Below are 16,998 nucleotides of genomic sequence, written 5' to 3' on the forward strand. Positions count from 1 at the left end.
TGAATTAAAATATTGCGCTTAAAAGTGATTCTGCTTTAAACCAAAGAAATAATGCCAATGCTAATAACAAGACTAACATAATTCCTTTTTTAGGCTTTGATTCCTTCTGTTTTCCAAATCTTCTTTTGAATTCCATTGTTATGTATGTTGGTTGTTTTTTTGATTTTTGATTGATATCTATTAGAAAGAGTATATTCTTTTTATCATTAACGAATAATAATCGGTTATTAAAATTGCACCAAATTTTATTAAAATGTTCTCAATACAATTTTTCTTCCTTCATCTGAAAAATCACTTGAACTTTGATTCCTTAAATAACAGTTCAAAAAGCAGCAGTTCAAGTAAACCTGATGTCACATCGAGTGATTTTGCTTTTTCGCAAAATTGTATCGAGCTATTTTTAAATAATTTTAAGAACACTAAAAAATAACGCACCTAAAACATCAATACTCGTGACACTTACAAACTTCCGCTAATAACTGAAAACTGCAAATGGAAACACCTAATTCTTTATCGCTCTTAACATTTCTCTTTTTCCTGGAGGCCCTGCTAATCTTTCAACTGTAAAACCAACAGTTTGCATAGCTCTTCTTACACTTCCTTTTGCAGCATAGGTAACTAAAACACCATCTGTTTTTAAAGCGTTAAACATTTTCTGAAAAATTTCTTCCGTCCATAATTCCGGTTGATTTTTAGCCCCAAAAGCATCAAAATAAATTAAATTAAACGCATTTTCATCTGTAATATCTGCAAAAAACTGTTTCCGTTTTGTGAGCTGAAAAACTTCTGAAATTGCCTGTTTTTCTTCCCAAGAAGTATCATGCATGGCCTCAAAAACAGCCTGTTGTGCTCCCGAATTTAATTCAGAAACATAATTAAGCTTTTCTACTTCATCGGCTACCACAGGATAAGCTTCTACACCAACATACTCAATTTTTATCTTTTTTTTATTACCCTCTAAAAAGGTAATAAATGCATTTAAACCTGTACCAAATCCAATTTCTAAAATCGAGACTTCGTTCAGGTTATTTTCTAATACCTTGTCTAATCCACTTTTTATAAAAACGTGATACGCTTCTTGTATCGCTCCGTGTTTAGAGTGATATTGCTCATCCCAATCTGGTAAATGAATGGTTGTAGAACCATCTGAAGTTATTAGAATTTCTCTTTTCATCAATTTAAATAATAACATTATTTATGGAGATTTCTCCTATCGTCGAAATGACATTAAACAGAAACCAGTTAAAATTAATTAAAAAAATTATTTCTTTAACAACACACCCTTTGCTTCAAAAGCAAACTCTTTTTTCGGCGCTGTAATCATGGCAATTTCTTCTTTTGTTTTTCCTGCATCTTCTGCATAATGTTGCAAGTCTTCTACAGAAGTTTCTTGCACAAAGGCTTTTCCTTCTAAGACAACCTCTCTGTCTTTAGCATCTAAAGGCATAAAAAAACCATAATCTTTAAAACGAACCATTGTTTCTTCCGCTCCAACAGGTAGTTTCATCCAACATCCTTTTTTGGTACACACTTCATTTATCTTTGAAGTAAACTTTGCATTGATTGTATCACCTACTTTCATGTTGCTAAATTTCGCCAACATTTCATCGGAAGACATTGCTTTTTCCGCTGTAATTTCAGCCCCAAAAGCATCAAAATTCATTGCTATTTGTTGTACTTTCTGCTTTTCAGAATTTTCTACTTTATTTTTTTTACATGCCGAAAACACGAGTAGTGCAATTACACACAATTTGATTATATTTTTCATCTTCTATTTATTTAACACATTCCTTACAAAAGTAATAAATTTATGAAGAAATCCGATGCTTTCTTTGAGATTTGAATACATTAATTTAGTACATTTGTACCATAAATAATCATAAAAAATGACTACAAACATAGAAATTCAGCGTATTAAAGAATCGAAGATTGCTTCTGTAGATTTTGACAATTTACCTTTTGGAAGCGTATATTCTGATCATATGTTAGAATGTGACTTTATTAACGGAGAATGGCAAACACCTGTTGTTAAACCGTATTCACCAATAACTTTAGATCCTTCTGCAAAGATTTTTCACTACGGACAATCTATTTTTGAGGGAATGAAAGCATATAAAGATGCAGATGAAAACATCATGCTTTTTAGACCTACAGACAATTGTAAGCGGTTAAATAAATCTGCCGAACGTTTGGTAATTCCGCAAATTCCTGAAGAAGTTTTCATGGCAGGATTAAAAAAATTATTAGAAGTTGATAGCGATTGGATTCCTAGAAAAGAAGGAAGTTCTTTGTATATAAGACCTTTTATGTTTGCTATTGGTAAAGGTTTTCATGCATCGCCAGCAGATGCTTATAAATTTATTATTTGCACGGCTCCTTCTGGTGCTTATTTTGCCGGAGAAGTAAAAGTTCTTATCGAAGAAAAGTACGCTCGTGCTGCAAATGGTGGTGTTGGTTTTGCAAAAGCTGGTGGAAACTATGCTGCACAATTCTATCCAACACAGTTGGCCATGGAAAAAGGGTACAATCAAGTAATCTGGACAGATGACAATACACACCAATTTATTGAAGAAGCGGGTGCTATGAATATTTTTATCAGAATTAATGATACGTTAATTACCAGCCCAACAAGCGATAGAATTTTAGACGGAATAACGCGTAAAAGTATTTTACAAATTGCCGAAGATAACGGCATGAAAACAGAAATAAGAAAAATTTCTGTTGGTGAAGTGGTAGAAGCTGCTAAAAATGGAAGTTTAAAAGAAATGTTTGGTGCAGGAACGGCAGCGGTTATATCGCCAATTGCTGGTTTTGGATATCAAGAAAATGATTTTGCCTTGCCAACTTTAGAGAATCCGTATGCATCGCAATTAAAAAAATTAATTACAGACATACAAACGAACAAAACCGAAGATCCTTACGGATGGAGGGTTTTTGTTAAATAATTTTTAGTCTATAAAATAGTAAAAGCATCAATTTTAAAATTGATGCTTTTTTTGCTTTAAAAAATGTATCTTTTGTTGCATAATTGGTTTCAGCACTTTAATCATCACCCATGAAAATCAACTTTGTACTGCTTATTTTTGCTTTTTTTTTCTTTGTTTTTTATGATGTTAAAATTCAAAATAAAAAAAAATGACTACCCACAATATATTACAATTTCATGAATTTCTCAAGATGGAGGGTATCCACATATTGGTTGTCAAAAACAATGTTTTACTGATTATTATAATGAAAATCTACCTAAAAAAAGTGCGGTCTCTTTAGGTTTGGTTGATGCAGAACATCAACAAAAGTGGCTGTTTGATGCCACTCCCAACATGCACACGCAATTAGCAGAATTAGAGCAAAATCATATCAAAAAAGAAACACTTTTTAATGGCGTTTTTTTAACACATGCGCATATTAGACATTATACCGAACTCATGTATTTTGGGCGAGAAGCCTATAGTAAAAGAATACTCCTGTTTTTGCAATGCCAAAAATGAAAGCATTTTTAACCTTGAGTGTCTTGAGTGTTTACCTTTTATGTGACGATTTTTATGAGCTTATTAATTTTATAGTTGAGCTATGGTAAAAAAGTATGACAATGAATTTAAAGTTATGATAATCGAACTATTAAATTCCGGTATTAAAACAAAACAAGTTAGTGAGGATTATGATTTAAGCCATAGCCTGGTTGGGCGTTAGAAACGAGAATACAAATTGAAATCTGGAGATTTTTCCAAAAAGAAGGAAATATTTCTAGAAGCTCAAGAGCTGAATGCGCTAAAGAAGGAATTAAAGAATGTAACGATGGAACGTGACATCTTAAAAAAGGCGGTAAGCAAACAACCCGAAAACAATATTTTCTCCTCTTAATATCAAATCTCCAAGAGCAACTTATAAGATATCAATTCATTTTAGAAAACGTGAATATATATTCAGTTGAAAAGATGTGTAGATCTATGAAAGTTAGTAAAAACGCTGATTACCCTTAGTTGAAGAACAAAGACATTGTGTTTTTAAAAACACCAACAGCACATCTAAAAGAGAGAATTAAAATCGTCTTTGAAGATAACCGAGAAATTTATGTTAGCTGTAGGGTTCAAAAAAACTGGAAAGGGAAGACCTGTTTTACTCCCAATCTTACATAGGATTACTAATGAAAGAAATGGGTTTAAGAAGTGTTTTAAAAAGAAAATTTGTGATTACAACAAACGCTAACCATCAACACTTAATTGCTAAAAATAAATTAAATAAAGAGTTTTCTAGCCTGAAGTTAGGAAAAAAATGGGTATCTGATATCACCTATATTCGAGTGAATGACGATTGGAGTTCTTTAACAACCATCATAGATCTTGCTGATAGAAAAGTTGTTGAATGGTCTTTAAGTGAAGATATGACAACTCAAAATACCGTAATGAAAGCTTGGATTGAAGCTCGAAAAACAAGAAGTATTAGCAATAAATTTATTTTTCATTCTGATAGAGGTGTCCAGTATGCATCAAACAAAATGACTAATCTCTGTAACTTTAACCCTAAAATAACTCAAAGTATGAGAAGGAAAGATTTGGTGTTAAGAACAAAAGCGCAGCTTTTAATAAAAAAGGAATGCTGTAGCTAAAAGCTTTTTTTAAAACAATCAAATACGAATGGCTATATCGATTTAAATTCACCTCCGATAACCAATTATATAACTCTATACAAGGCTATATGCATTGGTATAATACAACAAGATTACATGCTAGTTTAGGATATCTCTCACCCCTAGAAATGGAAATAAAATTGAAAGGAATTATTAAAAAAATAACTTAAGAAAATAGTCACAAATTTACTAGATAGTCCACTAATACATTTATTGTGTTGCCAAATGATAAAATTGAGTTTGAGAAAAGGGAAATTTTTAAGCTAATTAGATATAAGTAAGTCTTTCCAAAGCAGAATATACTCAAAACAATTAGCGTTCCGAATTTTTAGCTTTTCCTTTTTTCTGCGTTAAAATTTGCAACCGCAGCGAAGGCTATTATTAAAAATTTATGCCTTGATAAAAGAAAAAATAAATTTGCTAAATTCTCCGAAAAGCTAAATGTATTGAGTATCTTGGTGTTTAAATAAAAAAAACAAAGAGAGCTTAACAATCATACAAGGTTAATTTAACGATTTAAAAATGAGAATAAAAGCAAAAAAAAACACTCTATTTTTTATAAAGAGAAACGGTTTATACGTATTTCTAGTATTGCTGTTATCCTTTAATAAAACAATGTCTCAAAACACGTTTTCAGACTTAGAGATATTCCTTTGTATAGGGCAATCTAATATGGCAGGAAGAGCAAGTATTGAGGCGCAAGATACCGGTCTTCTAGAAGATGTATACCTTTTAAATGCTTCTGCAAATTGGGAACAGGCTGAAAATCCTTTAAATCAATTTTCAACCATTAGGGGCGGACTTTCTATGCAAAAATTGGGACCATCATGGGAATTTGGCAAAACATTACAATCTTATGGAAAACGAGTAGGTTTGGTCGTGAATGCAAAAGGAGGGTCTTCTATAAGTCAATGGGCAGAAGGAACCACTTTTTTTAATCAAGCAGTAGCTAGAGCATTAGCCGCACAAACCGCTGGCGGCACTATTAAGGGTATTATTTGGCATCAAGGAGAATCAGATCAAGGTAACACTAACTATGCAGCGGACTTTACTGCCATGATTCTAGCACTACGAAAAGCTTTATCTATTCCAGATTTGCCCGTAATTGCTGGACAAATTCGTAAATGGCAAGGTAAAAAAAATATTAACACTATAATTTCTAAACTTAAAAACACGATTAGTAATGTTGATTTTGCAAGTTCCACGGGTCTTTTTCACTTGGGTGATAATTCGCATTTTGATAGCGAATCACAACGGCAGTTTGGTGTTCGATATGCGCAAAAATATTTAGAACTCACTGATCAAGTAAATGGTAATACTGATATTATCGTTTTAGAAGATACCCATGTGCAAGGAGGTAGTCAGGCAAATAATGTTCTAAATGGAAATTTATTAAGAGTAAGAAAAACAACGAGTGAAGGATCCACAAGAAAAACATGGCTAAAATTTGATCTGTCAAATTATACTTCGGTGTCAAATGTCTTTCTTAATTTATCTGGCAATAATACTCAAACCAATTTTACAGTATCGGTTTTTGAAGGCCCAGATGATTGGGACGAAAAAACATTAACCCGGAATAACCAACCTACTAAAGGTGCTTTGATTACCACTTTTAATTCACCGGTTACAGGTTCTAACGTTTATAATCTAATTGAAAATATAGATATTACAAGTTATGTACAAGCGCAATTAAATGGGGATAAAATTATTACGCTGGTTTTAGAAGACACAACAGATGATGACGTTCAGTTAAGAATCACAAATTCAGAAGATGCTAGGATAAATAATCCAGCTCCTTTTTTAAAAGTAACAAGCACCACGTTAGCCGTTAACAAGAATGATATTATGGGGTTTAAAGCATATCCAAACCCTGTAAATAGCACTAATGGTTACCGTTTAGAGCTGTTTTCACCAACAGGAATAGAAAACATTCAAATTTTTAGTTTAGTAGGACGAGAAATAAAAAGTTTTGATAAAATAAAATCGAATACATATTCACTAGATTTTAGTGCTATAAAAAGTTCAGGTATTTACTTTGTAAAGGTTCAAGATAACAAAGGTTCTAAAACAATTAGAAAAGTTATTAAAAACTAAATATAGGGTATTATTAAAATAATTAAAGCAAATAATGAAAATGAAGACAGAAAATAAAGTACAAAAATTTTCAATAAATTGGATGATTTTCATTTTGTTGTCTGTTGTTTGCAGTTTGACACAAGCTCAAACATCAGAAATCATATAAAAAGATACTAACGGCTAACTAAATTATTTTTCTAATGAAGAAGATAACAGGATTCCTGATTTTAGTTTTGCAGGCTATAAGACTGGCGAAACAGTCATACCAAAGGTACCTGTCCAAGTTACAATATCCCCAATATCTAGAGATAAAAGGGCGCACATTTATGCAGAGATCGATCAAGTTTCGGCAATGCCATTAGTAAAGGGCATACGAGGAGCGCGCTCACTTCAAAGTGGCACGCATAGCATTACAGGTTCAATCTATGTAAAACACAGCGGCGTAATGCTTAGATTTTCGAAAAACGGTAAGACCCCAAGTTCAAATACGATTCTTTTTTCTCCTGCAAAAACTAGTGATAGCGATACAAGCGTTGTTAAAACTGAAGGCGCAGCAAAATCAGGATGTTATATTTCTAGTACTGACATATTACCCAATACAGCATCTTTAGTGAACAATGCCTTTTACTACAAAGTATACGATAGTCATGCCTTAAAAGATGTATTAGAACAAACAAAAAACCTTACAGGAAGAACACCAAAGTCAGGTACCGTAGACAGAGGTTATAAAGGAAAGCAATGGTGGGTAATACAAAAATCAACATACCTAAACCACCATTAAAAAAATTAGCCATCCCCTGTTGTTTTAATTAAATACTATATTTACTTGCCCATTGTTATGATCAGTTGGTGTTTCAGGTATTTTACACCTCATTTTTGTTGGCATTAGTAAGATGGAAACTATTTTTGATATTTTAAATGTATGAAGTTGGTCTGTTCCCTACCAGTATGCTTGTTGAGGTAATTATAGCCTGCATCAAGCAACAAACTAAAATGCAACGAATGTGTTTTTTTGTAAATCATAAACATAGCTGCAGTGAGTGTAGCGAGCATAGACTATACCCTATCAAAGGTTTTCATTTGAATATCTTCCAATTTATATTCTTGCTTTATATGTCTATGATATTCTTCTATTTTCCAGCACAGACCCTATCCTTTAAAAGCCCATTTAGCTACCTCTAAAGCTGTGGAAAGTTCGCTTTTAACAAGTAAGTAACACAGGCTTCCATGTTTTTTATTTATTGAAACCACGAAGCATATTGCGTGTATAACTCCGTTTACAGTACAACTTATAGATATAGCTCCCAATTCATAATGATTTAAGACTGGCTTGTTTTTCTTTATCTTGGTTACCGTTTGTGTGCTTGAAAAATCTATTTTTTTCACCAATTGATTTACTTGACACTCTTCTTGTTTGTAAAAAAACTTAATATTCTTTTTTAAGCGAATAATAGCCTGTGTGCATTCACTAATAAAGAAGTCTTTCAATATCGTATTATCTGCTCCTCTGTCAAAAACCCAACAGCCTTTGCCTTCTATATGCTGTTTAACATCTCTTAAAGATTTTTTTATTTCATTATTAATGCTTAATGCGCCCATTTGATAGCTGTAAGCCTTGCTATAAAGAGGTGTTATTTCATTATAGTTGCTAATGGCATTGATGTTTAAAACATTATAGCCCAAACCGATTTCTCTAGTATCTCCATTTCTTACAAATTCTAAACCCTCCATATATTTAGCGTGCTTTTTAGCAATATCTTTACCATCCATCAATATAAAGTTGTCTTTTGAAACGCTAGAAATCACAGATTTAAGATGGCAGTCACGAACCTTTTGTGCATAATGCCATTTTAAATATTGTGATGAAAGACGCTTGCAAACATCTTTTAGTTTTAAAGATTCTCTCAAGGATGCAGCTCATTGATTTACAAAGACAATTTTAGATTTTAATATGCCGAACCATTTCTTTTAGACAACGTCTCTCTAGCTTGGTCATTGCCATATCTGATAAAAAATAGCTACTCAAACGGCGTTGTATCTTTTTTGTTAGTGTCTTACTCATAAGCTTTTTTTAAGGTCAATTTTGCTTTTTTTATGACTACAAAACACAACTTTTTAAACAGTTTTCCTAGTTTAAATCACCCGAAAACATCAATAAAAAAAATACTTAACAAACTATTCAATGTGCTTTTCGGGAGGGATGGCTAAATTAGATAATAGCAGTAGGTGTGTTCGGTTCCGAGTCCTAACATGGTTTTTTTTTTACAAAAATCAAAAGAAATTGGGAACCCCACCAGATAGGCATAACGACACACTTACCTTTGAAGTACCTTTTACATTAAAACATCATCTACTATTAATTTTCTGAATGCTGAATTCTTTTAAAAAAGCCCACTTAAAAAGATCCTTTTTTTTTTAAGAATTTTGAATATAACGGTTAAAAATATCTTTTTTTTTATGAAAAAAAAGTTTCAACTCAATTAATGCCGATCTAATATTTAAATTCATAAAAATTAATATCATTCGGAAATAAATCTTACCGAAGATATATATGTTTGTAATAAAGGAGATTTTTATATTGCACCTATTTTAATGAAACAAGGCCCTAGGTAGCGAGTAAAGTTAATATCAACTGGATAACTAAAGATACTTTTATGAACATCAACACTTGTCATTCATATGAAAGCATGACCGATGACTCCTAGAATTAAAGTGCAATTTACCGAGCATGGATTCCATATAGAAACCGAAAAAAGAATCACTGATGAAAAAGTTAGCTTTTAGTTTTGATAATGAAGGAGCTAATTATGCCTTGTGAATTTTAGGATAGACCTAATGAATCCATGCTAAATAAGCCTTTCTTTAGTGTAAAATATATTTTCAACAAATGTAAAACATATATAAAAATAATATAATTTTGTACAAAATATGAGCACGTAAGATGCTGCCAAAATGAACAAATATATTATTGTTAGTGAAGTAGAAAAATGGAATTTTTCTATCGAAAACATTCAAGTAATTTCTTCTCAAGAATACTTGACCAATCCAAAGTTTTCGTTGCTAAAAAAAGCTCGGATATTTAATCTTTGTAAAGATTACAGTTACCAATCTAAAGGGTACTATGTTTCTTTATTGGCAGAAGCCAGAGGTCATATATCCATACCTACTGTAAAAAACATCGTAGACTTAAAAGCATTAAAACTAGTTCGTATTGTTTCTGATGAGTTCGACGATGTAATACAAAATAGTTTAAAAAACATAAAATCTCAAGAATTTACGTTGAGTATTTATTTCGGACAAAATGTGGCTCAAAAATACAAAGAGTTAAGCACGCTGTTTTACAAACATTTTCAAGTCCCTTTTTTAAGAGTACAATTTAAGCATACCACAAAATGGAACATTCAGAGTATAAAAGCCATTGCAGAGGCAGAAATACCTTTAGAACATTTTGACAGTGTGCATGAATTTGCAAATCAGTATTTTTCTAAAAAAAGATATGACACCCCAAAATTAACCAAGTCAGATTTTGATTTGGCAATTTTAGTACAACCCAATGATCCTGCACCACCCAGCAATGCAAAAGCGTTAAAAAGGTTGATAGAAGTTGCGGAGAAAATGAATATTTATGCAGAAATTATTGAGCCTAAAGATTTAAACAGATTAACTTCTTTTGATGCCTTGTTTGTAAGACAAAGCACAGAAGTGCATAATGAAGCCTATACGTTTGTTAGAAAAGCTCAACAAGAAGGCATTGCTATTATAGATTATCCGGATGCGATTCTTAAATGCTGTAATAAAGTATATATGGCAGAGGCTTTGCAGAACGCGAACATTCCTACTCCAAAAACAATTATTGTTCATAAAGAAAATACTGCAAGTGTTTTAGAAAATATTGGTTTGCCATGTGTTTTAAAAGCACCAGACTCTACCTTTTCTTTTGGTGTTAAAAAAGCAACGACCCCAGAAGAATATGAAACGCTCGTAAAAAGTATGTTAGAAGAGTCTGAGTTAATTATTGCACAAGAATTTTGCCCTTCGGATTACGATTGGAGAATTGGAATTTTAGACAATGTACCTTTCTTTGCCTGTAAATATTATATGGCAAAAGGACATTGGCAAATTTATAACTGGAATGCCAAAAAGAAGCATGACCAAGACGGTAATGCCGATTGTTTACCGATTGACAAAGTACCGAAAGCGGTTTTAAATATGGCTTTAAAATCTGCTAAATTAATGGGGAAAGGTTTGTACGGTATCGATATTAAAGTGGTTGATAAAAAACCTATGGTTATTGAAATTAACGACAACCCAAACATCGATTTTGGCGTGGAAGATGCTTTTTATGGAGATGCTGTTTACACACAAATTTTAAACGCTTTTAAATTAAGACTTGAGTAACCATGGGTAAAAAATATCATTTGTTTGAAGTCTATGGCATTGAACTAGAATATATGGTAGTTCAGAAATCATCTTTAAAAGTAGCACCTATTGTAGATGCACTTTTAACAACTAAAAACGGTGCTTTAACGTCAGATATAGAAAATGGCGCTATTGCTTGGAGCAATGAATTGGTGGCGCACGTCATCGAAATAAAAACGAACGGCCCCACGACCGATTTGATTAATTTAGCCGATCATTTTCATGAAAACGTATTAGAAATGAATGCGATTTTACAAAAAATGGATGCGCATTTATTACCAACAGCTTCTCACCCTTTAATGAATCCGAATACAGACACTACCTTATGGAAACATAGTTATAGTGAAGTTTATGAACTGTACAATCGTATTTTTAATTGTAAAGGTCATGGTTGGAGCAACGTGCAAAGCACACACATCAACCTTCCTTTTTATGATGATGCAGAGTTTGAAAAACTACACGCTGCCATTCGCGTTTTGCTACCTTTAATTCCGGGTTTATCGGCAAGCTCGCCAATTTTAGAAGGCAAACAAACAGGTTTTAAAGACACCCGATTAGAGTATTACAAAACCAATCAAAAGGAAATTCCGGAAATGACAGGTTTGGTTATTCCTGAAAACGTTTTTACTAAAAAGGAGTATTATACCACCATTTTTGAACCTATTCAGAAAGCCATACAACCTTTTGATGACCAACATATTTTAGACCATCATTTTTTGAATTCAAGAGGTGCCATTTCACGCTTTGATAGAAATGCGATTGAAATAAGATTAGTAGACATTCAAGAATGCCCAAAAGCAGATATTGCCATTTGCACCTTAATTATTGAAGTTTTAAAAGTACTCGTGCATGAAGACTTAAGTAGCCTCATCGATCAGAAAAAATGGGAAAAAGAACCTTTATTTGACATTTTAAATGAAGCTATTCAGAAAGGAGAAAACGCTGAAATAATTAATTTAGAGTATCTAAACCTATTCGGTATAGAAAAAACATGCTCACTTCAAGAAGTCTGGCAAGACCTTTTTAATGTGGTCAAAGAACAGATACCAGTTTCTTATCAAGAAGCTTTAGAGATTATTTTATCAAAAGGCACGTTGGCAACAAGGATTTTAAAAGCTGTAGATGCTGATTTTTCTGAAGAAAATATTAAGAAAGTCTACACCGATTTGGCAGCTTGTTTGCAAAAAAATGACCTTTTTAATCCATGAAACTTATCATAACCTGCGAGCATGGTGGCAATGAAATTCCTGAAGCACAGCAGCATTTATTTTTGTCAAACAAAAAAGTTTTACAAACCCATAAAGGTTTCGATTTAGGTGCATTAGATGTATATCATCAAGTAAGTCCTTTAGCCAGTTTTGCAATTTATAGCACTACAAGTCGTTTGCTCATAGAATTAAATAGGTCTTTGCATCATAAAAATTTGTTTTCAGAATTTTCGAAATCACTTTCTACATCAGAAAAAGAAAAAATTATAACCTCCTATTATTTAGTGTACAGAAACAAGGTAGCAAAGATTATTCAAAAGTATATCGAACAAGGAAATAAAGTGATGCATATTTCTGTACACTCCTTTACACCTGTTTTAAATGCGATTGAAAGAAATTGTGATATTGGTTTGCTCTATGATTCTTCTCTAACTCATGAAAAGGCTTTTGCTCATCAAATGAAAACAGCGCTTTTACAACAAGACGCAACTTTAAATGTTCGGTACAATTATCCTTATTTAGGCAAAGCAGACGGTTTTACCACATCTCTTCGAAAAGAATTCCCTGAAAACTATATCGGTATTGAACTAGAAATCAATCAGAAATATGCTTCTGATAACTTGATGGATACTGCTATTAAAAAAGCTTTGTACACTTCCATAAAAGTATTGAAAAATAATGCTATTTTTAAAACTTAAATAATAAAAATAATGCTGAAGAATTTGCTCGTCTACTTTCTATTAATTTGCCCGTTTTCTTTGATATGCCAAGAAAAAGAAAATGTTTTACAGGAAATTCAAAGCACCATTCAAAATTATTATGATGGTTATATAGAAAGAGATCTTAACAAACTGAATAAAGCTTTTGATATCGAAAACGGAACGATGAAAATTCTTGTTATAGAAAATGATGTCGTTACTGGATACAAAAATGCCTTTTTTAAAGAGCTGATACCTATTTGGGGAACCAAAAAAAAGTTATCAAAAGAAGTGCTAGCAAACTGTGCTTTAGTAATTTTGAATATCGATGTTGTAAATAAGAAAATAGCAAGTGCAAAAATTAGCATGCAAGTAGATACAGTCACTTATATCGATATTTTATCACTGTAAAAAATAAGTGGACTTTGGAAAATTACTAATAAGATCTATGTTGTAGACTAGAATTAGCGTTGCTCTTACAAGTTTAGTTGCTGTGTTTAAGCACTAAATAAATGGATAGGTAGAAGGTCCTCGAGAACTTTTCTCAATAAGCAAAAACAAAGCGATTAATTTTGTGTGGTGTTGTACTTTCTTAAATTATTCAGGGGTTAATCGTATTGATAAACCTAAAGCATTTGCAAGCAAGGCAAAATTGGACAGCCGAATATCTTCCCCATTTTCAATTCGTGAAATATAGGGTCTTTTTTTTCCAACTTTTTGAGCTAAATTTTCTTGACTCATATGTAACTCTTTTCTACGATTTCTAATTATTTCTCCAAAATAATATGAAAACGCGCCTTCCGTAAATTGCTCACGCTCTTTAGTTCCCTCTTTTCCATATCGTTCTGCAATTAATTCTTTTGCATTTATTGATTTTCCCATAATTGCTTTTCTTTTAAGTATTCTACTAAAATTTTTTCGGCTTGTTTCAGCACTTTCTTATAATCTTTTGTTGATTTTTTCTGAAATCCAAAAAGACAAATGGCATTTGTGCATTTAGCAAAATTTAAATGATCAATTGCAAATAGTATAACTCGATATTCATTCCCCACTTTAATTCACAATTCATAAAACTGAGAGGATTTCAGCTTTTTTAGGAAGTTTGTGTTTCTGACTTTAATTTCTTCGATTACTTCAATAAGTTGAAAGAATTTTAACGAAACTCGTTTGTTTTGGTTGTCAACAAAATCAAGACATTCTTCTTTATTCTCAATTACTCTAACAAACAAACGTAACGAATTAGTTACAATTATATTAAGTTTTGTGGATTTTTTTTAAGTAACAAATTTTATTCGTTTCAATCAAAGCATCTTTTTGACCAAATATTTAGTTGTTACAATCCCAATTCGTTTTTAAATACCTGAATTATTTAAACAAGAATAGAGTTCGTATCAAACCTTTCTCTCTTAATACAATTATTGCCGTTATTTAGTTTTTTATTACTCTCACAATTGAATTAGTAGTACTTCATAATTTCATCGGCATTAAAGCACTAGTATTTATTTTACCCGGTAATATTGCAGAAAAAAGCAAATCATAGAATTGCTAGGATAATTTAACTGATTACCGGAAACCTAGATACTTCTCTAACCGCATCTTTTATAGAAAGATCTGATAGTGTATACTTTTTGTGACCATTGGCAATCAGACTATCTTTTTACTTTAAATAAAAAAGCGTTGCTTTTTCGCCATAGTGCTCTGCCTATTTTAAATGCGATTACTAATTATCTATTTTAAAAATTTTATAGAATGACAGATGGAGCCTGCAGTGGTTTGTTCTAGATTGGTGTAAAACAGTTGACGACCTGCGTGTTGCTCACTTTATAGGCATGCACGCTTTGCAAGAATTACCCAGCCTATCTTTTTAAGAATGCAAAAGCAACTATTTTTATGTCTTTGTTGTGCGGCCTTCTTGCCACAGAAACTCTTGTACAAGCTTTAAAAGGAGAACTTCTTTTTATTTAAAAAAAATACAATGTGAAATGACAAAATAACTTCAATTTTACTTTTCTAAAATCTTGCTAATATTAGGTTTAAAGTAATTAGGTCCTTTTAAAACTTTACCATCCTCTCTATAAATTGGCTTGCCATCTTCACCCAATTTACTCATATTACTTCGCTGAATTTCGTTAAAAACTTCTTCTATTTTATCTTGCATACCGTGCTCTATAATAGTTCCGCATAAAATATAAAGCATATCTCCTAAAGCATCTGCAACTTCTACTAAATCGTTCTTATTAGCAGCTTCTAAATACTCTTCGTTTTCTTCTTTCATCAACTCAAATCGTAATTTTTTTCTGTCCTCACCAATCGCTACAATTGGTTTGTGATTCATGTTTATTTTAAAAGCTGTGTGAAATTTGGTTACTGCTGCTATTTTGTTTTTCATATTTTTGTTTAAGTTTTAGCTTATTTTAGAGCCATTTCAGATAACAAATTGAAATTAGATGTATTAAAAGCGCTAACTTTTTATATTTTTAACTAATTAACATGGATATCTGTCTTCAATTACAAATGCTATTCTTACTTTTATTCGTAATTTTGTAACCGACAATATAGAGAATCTTTATGAACATTAAAACGTCATAAAATCTAATAGTTTAAAACTTATAAAGAATAAAAAGAATGTTTTTAGGTGCCTATTTTACTACAGGAAGAATTATTTTCATGATCTTTTTTGTGCTTGCTTTTGGTTCGTTAATTGTTTGGAGTTATAAAAAAGACCTTAAAAACCATAAACGCTATTATAAAGACGCCGGTATAAAGGTAAGTATTTATGGCGCAATAATTATCGGTATTTTTATTGCAATCCGTTTTATATTTGGCAACTAACCTTATATTTTTTCTACTGCACTTATTATTTAAAAAAACACTTTTAGCAAAGTACTTAAAATAATTTTACTCTAAATTATTTGTGGCTTTGTCGTGAATTATTATTCACTAAAGAAACAAGACACTTCGCTTTTGGAACCTACCTGCCGGCAGTTAGGGAAACAAAACTTGATTATAACTAACTCAAAATAATAAAGACAAGGACAAGTTTTTTATTTTAAAATTAATTCAAAAAAAAGGTATCATTTTAAAAAACAATGAAATCTCTTAATTTTAAACAACTTATGAAGCTTAACTATTTTTAATCGGTCACTACTAAACAAACATAGCTTTTTCTAGGCAAGAAAAAAACCCTCCAAAACCTAACAAAATCCTCCTAAATTTTACCCATAAGATTATAGGTAAGTATCAATTTACTTATTTGTAGGCATTCTAAAAAACACCATTCATATATACTTTTGATTTATTATTAATCAAACATGAATTATATGAAAAAATTATTATTTATTTTATTAGGTGTTTTTTACCTACAGACAAATGCGCAATCTACAACTATTGCAGAAGAGAGTTTTGGTATATCCTATACCGCATCTACTTTATCCGAAGGATTTGATTTTGGGATTGGTTTAGTTGCCAGTCAAGATTTTTACTCCTCGGGTTTAGGACTTGGCTGGATGGTGCAATTAAGTTACCTACAACCTTCAGAAGCGATGTTAGATTTAATTGATTACGGATATAGCTTTGATGTTCTATTAAAGTATGATTTGGCACTAGCAAAAGGATTACAATTTGCTCCTACTGCAGGAGTTGGATACTTTGCGATAGAAAGTGATCTAGATTCTGATGTAGAATTTTATTTTGCCGCTGGAGGAGCTGTTAGTTATTTTATTAGTAATTCTTTTGTTCTTGGGCTAGAATTAACGAAACCTTTTTTAGAAGGATCTAATACATCACTAGCCTTTTCAATGAGATTTAATTATTAATTAAAAAAAAAAATATGAAGACAATTATTGCTGAATTCAAGTCACAAAAGCAACATTCTGTTTAAATAATAATTGTTCCATAACAAATATAGGATTTTCAAATTTATACCTTTTCCTAGGTCTGTTATTTAGTTTATTTTCTACCTCTTTGATTC

Annotated in this window: 17 protein-coding genes and 1 pseudogene; 11 read left to right on the plus strand and 7 right to left on the minus strand. The window is 31.6% G+C overall.

What is annotated here, in order from left to right; translation table 11 throughout:
* Positions 1-4: 4 nt before the first annotated feature.
* The 3 genes from ES044_RS19235 to ES044_RS08170 form a co-directional block, all read right to left on the minus strand.
* Positions 5-136 (minus strand): hypothetical protein, encoded by a 132-nt coding sequence (locus tag ES044_RS19235; RefSeq protein ID WP_262713730.1) that lies wholly within the window; start codon positions 134-136, stop codon positions 5-7.
* A gap of 366 nt (positions 137-502) precedes the next feature.
* Positions 503-1,174 (minus strand): tRNA (5-methylaminomethyl-2-thiouridine)(34)-methyltransferase MnmD, encoded by a 672-nt coding sequence (mnmD, locus tag ES044_RS08165; protein WP_147118152.1) that lies wholly within the window; start codon positions 1,172-1,174, stop codon positions 503-505.
* 87 nt (positions 1,175-1,261) lie between these two features.
* Entirely contained in the window at positions 1,262-1,768 is a 507-nt protein-coding gene (locus tag ES044_RS08170; RefSeq protein ID WP_147118151.1) for a DUF4920 domain-containing protein, read from the minus strand.
* A gap of 118 nt (positions 1,769-1,886) precedes the next feature.
* On the opposite strand from ES044_RS08170, the gene ES044_RS08175 reads away from it, so the two are divergent.
* From ES044_RS08175 to ES044_RS08195, 5 genes and pseudogenes are all read left to right on the plus strand, one after another.
* Positions 1,887-2,945, plus strand: a complete 1,059-nt coding sequence (locus tag ES044_RS08175; protein ID WP_147187006.1) for a branched-chain amino acid aminotransferase — start codon at positions 1,887-1,889, stop codon at positions 2,943-2,945.
* A 324-nt stretch (positions 2,946-3,269) separates the two neighbouring features.
* A complete protein-coding gene (locus tag ES044_RS08180) occupies positions 3,270-3,488 on the plus strand; it encodes a hypothetical protein (RefSeq protein ID WP_147118149.1) in 219 nt (72 codons plus the stop codon).
* 82 nt (positions 3,489-3,570) lie between these two features.
* Positions 3,571-4,797, plus strand: a pseudogene (locus tag ES044_RS08185) (IS3 family transposase).
* A gap of 352 nt (positions 4,798-5,149) precedes the next feature.
* A complete protein-coding gene (locus ES044_RS08190) occupies positions 5,150-6,721 on the plus strand; it encodes a sialate O-acetylesterase (RefSeq protein ID WP_147118148.1) in 1,572 nt (523 codons plus the stop codon).
* Between the two features lie 334 nt (positions 6,722-7,055).
* Positions 7,056-7,484 carry a hypothetical protein gene (locus ES044_RS08195; protein WP_147187008.1) on the plus strand — a complete coding sequence of 143 codons (429 nt, stop codon included), beginning with the start codon at positions 7,056-7,058 and terminating at the stop codon, positions 7,482-7,484.
* A 368-nt stretch (positions 7,485-7,852) separates the two neighbouring features.
* Here the strand turns inward: ES044_RS08195 and ES044_RS08200 are convergent, their stop codons facing one another.
* Entirely contained in the window at positions 7,853-8,611 is a 759-nt protein-coding gene (locus ES044_RS08200) for a hypothetical protein (RefSeq protein WP_147118146.1), read from the minus strand.
* A gap of 31 nt (positions 8,612-8,642) precedes the next feature.
* A complete protein-coding gene (locus ES044_RS19240) occupies positions 8,643-8,765 on the minus strand; it encodes a hypothetical protein (protein ID WP_262713731.1) in 123 nt (40 codons plus the stop codon).
* An 890-nt stretch (positions 8,766-9,655) separates the two neighbouring features.
* Between ES044_RS19240 and ES044_RS08205 the strand changes: the two genes are divergently transcribed.
* From ES044_RS08205 to ES044_RS08220, 4 genes are read left to right on the plus strand one after another with little or no spacing between them, the layout of a single operon-like run.
* Positions 9,656-11,101: a RimK family protein gene (locus tag ES044_RS08205; protein ID WP_147118145.1), complete on the plus strand. Its 1,446-nt coding sequence runs from the start codon at positions 9,656-9,658 to the stop codon at positions 11,099-11,101.
* Between the two features lie 2 nt (positions 11,102-11,103).
* Positions 11,104-12,330, plus strand: coding sequence for a glutamate-cysteine ligase family protein (locus tag ES044_RS08210; RefSeq protein WP_147118144.1), 1,227 nt, complete (start codon positions 11,104-11,106; stop codon positions 12,328-12,330).
* Positions 12,327-13,028, plus strand: a complete 702-nt coding sequence (locus ES044_RS08215) for an N-formylglutamate amidohydrolase (RefSeq protein WP_147118143.1) — start codon at positions 12,327-12,329, stop codon at positions 13,026-13,028. Before ES044_RS08210 ends, ES044_RS08215 begins: the two co-directional genes overlap by 4 nt.
* A 12-nt stretch (positions 13,029-13,040) precedes the next feature.
* Positions 13,041-13,439: a nuclear transport factor 2 family protein gene (locus tag ES044_RS08220; RefSeq protein ID WP_147118142.1), complete on the plus strand. Its 399-nt coding sequence runs from the start codon at positions 13,041-13,043 to the stop codon at positions 13,437-13,439.
* Between the two features lie 186 nt (positions 13,440-13,625).
* Here the strand turns inward: ES044_RS08220 and ES044_RS08225 are convergent, their stop codons facing one another.
* Positions 13,626-13,910 (minus strand): helix-turn-helix domain-containing protein, encoded by a 285-nt coding sequence (locus ES044_RS08225; RefSeq protein WP_147118141.1) that lies wholly within the window; start codon positions 13,908-13,910, stop codon positions 13,626-13,628.
* A 1,120-nt stretch (positions 13,911-15,030) separates the two neighbouring features.
* A complete protein-coding gene (locus ES044_RS08235; RefSeq protein ID WP_147118140.1) occupies positions 15,031-15,417 on the minus strand; it encodes a nucleoside triphosphate pyrophosphohydrolase family protein in 387 nt (128 codons plus the stop codon).
* Positions 15,418-15,653: 236 nt separating this feature from the next.
* Between ES044_RS08235 and ES044_RS08240 the strand changes: the two genes are divergently transcribed.
* Together ES044_RS08240 and ES044_RS08245 are read left to right on the plus strand one after the other, a co-directional pair.
* A complete protein-coding gene (locus tag ES044_RS08240; RefSeq protein WP_147118139.1) occupies positions 15,654-15,860 on the plus strand; it encodes a hypothetical protein in 207 nt (68 codons plus the stop codon).
* Between the two features lie 488 nt (positions 15,861-16,348).
* Entirely contained in the window at positions 16,349-16,843 is a 495-nt protein-coding gene (locus tag ES044_RS08245) for a hypothetical protein (RefSeq protein ID WP_147118138.1), read from the plus strand.
* Positions 16,844-16,998 lie beyond the last annotated feature (155 nt).

The organism is Polaribacter sp. IC066, from assembly GCF_007997085.1.
Classification (GTDB): Bacteria; Bacteroidota; Bacteroidia; order Flavobacteriales; family Flavobacteriaceae; genus Polaribacter.

What these genes read in the sequence shown, in the direction of transcription:
- ES044_RS08240 (WP_147118139.1), top strand. Translation starts at nt 15,654, where the DNA reads ATGTTTTTAGGTGCCTATTTTACTACAGGAAGAATTATTTTCATGATC.
- ES044_RS08210 (WP_147118144.1), top strand. Translation starts at nt 11,104, where the DNA reads ATGGGTAAAAAATATCATTTGTTTGAAGTCTATGGCATTGAACTAGAA.
- ES044_RS08215 (WP_147118143.1), top strand. Translation starts at nt 12,327, where the DNA reads ATGAAACTTATCATAACCTGCGAGCATGGTGGCAATGAAATTCCTGAA.
- ES044_RS19240 (WP_262713731.1), bottom strand. Translation starts at nt 8,765, where the DNA reads ATGAGTAAGACACTAACAAAAAAGATACAACGCCGTTTGAGTAGCTAT.
- ES044_RS08170 (WP_147118151.1), bottom strand. Translation starts at nt 1,768, where the DNA reads ATGAAAAATATAATCAAATTGTGTGTAATTGCACTACTCGTGTTTTCG.
- ES044_RS08205 (WP_147118145.1), top strand. Translation starts at nt 9,656, where the DNA reads ATGAACAAATATATTATTGTTAGTGAAGTAGAAAAATGGAATTTTTCT.
- ES044_RS19235 (WP_262713730.1), bottom strand. Translation starts at nt 136, where the DNA reads ATGGAATTCAAAAGAAGATTTGGAAAACAGAAGGAATCAAAGCCTAAA.
- mnmD (WP_147118152.1), bottom strand. Translation starts at nt 1,174, where the DNA reads ATGAAAAGAGAAATTCTAATAACTTCAGATGGTTCTACAACCATTCAT.
- ES044_RS08225 (WP_147118141.1), bottom strand. Translation starts at nt 13,910, where the DNA reads ATGGGAAAATCAATAAATGCAAAAGAATTAATTGCAGAACGATATGGA.
- ES044_RS08175 (WP_147187006.1), top strand. Translation starts at nt 1,887, where the DNA reads ATGACTACAAACATAGAAATTCAGCGTATTAAAGAATCGAAGATTGCT.
- ES044_RS08190 (WP_147118148.1), top strand. Translation starts at nt 5,150, where the DNA reads ATGAGAATAAAAGCAAAAAAAAACACTCTATTTTTTATAAAGAGAAAC.
- ES044_RS08245 (WP_147118138.1), top strand. Translation starts at nt 16,349, where the DNA reads ATGAAAAAATTATTATTTATTTTATTAGGTGTTTTTTACCTACAGACA.
- ES044_RS08220 (WP_147118142.1), top strand. Translation starts at nt 13,041, where the DNA reads ATGCTGAAGAATTTGCTCGTCTACTTTCTATTAATTTGCCCGTTTTCT.
- ES044_RS08195 (WP_147187008.1), top strand. Translation starts at nt 7,056, where the DNA reads ATGCCATTAGTAAAGGGCATACGAGGAGCGCGCTCACTTCAAAGTGGC.
- ES044_RS08235 (WP_147118140.1), bottom strand. Translation starts at nt 15,417, where the DNA reads ATGAAAAACAAAATAGCAGCAGTAACCAAATTTCACACAGCTTTTAAA.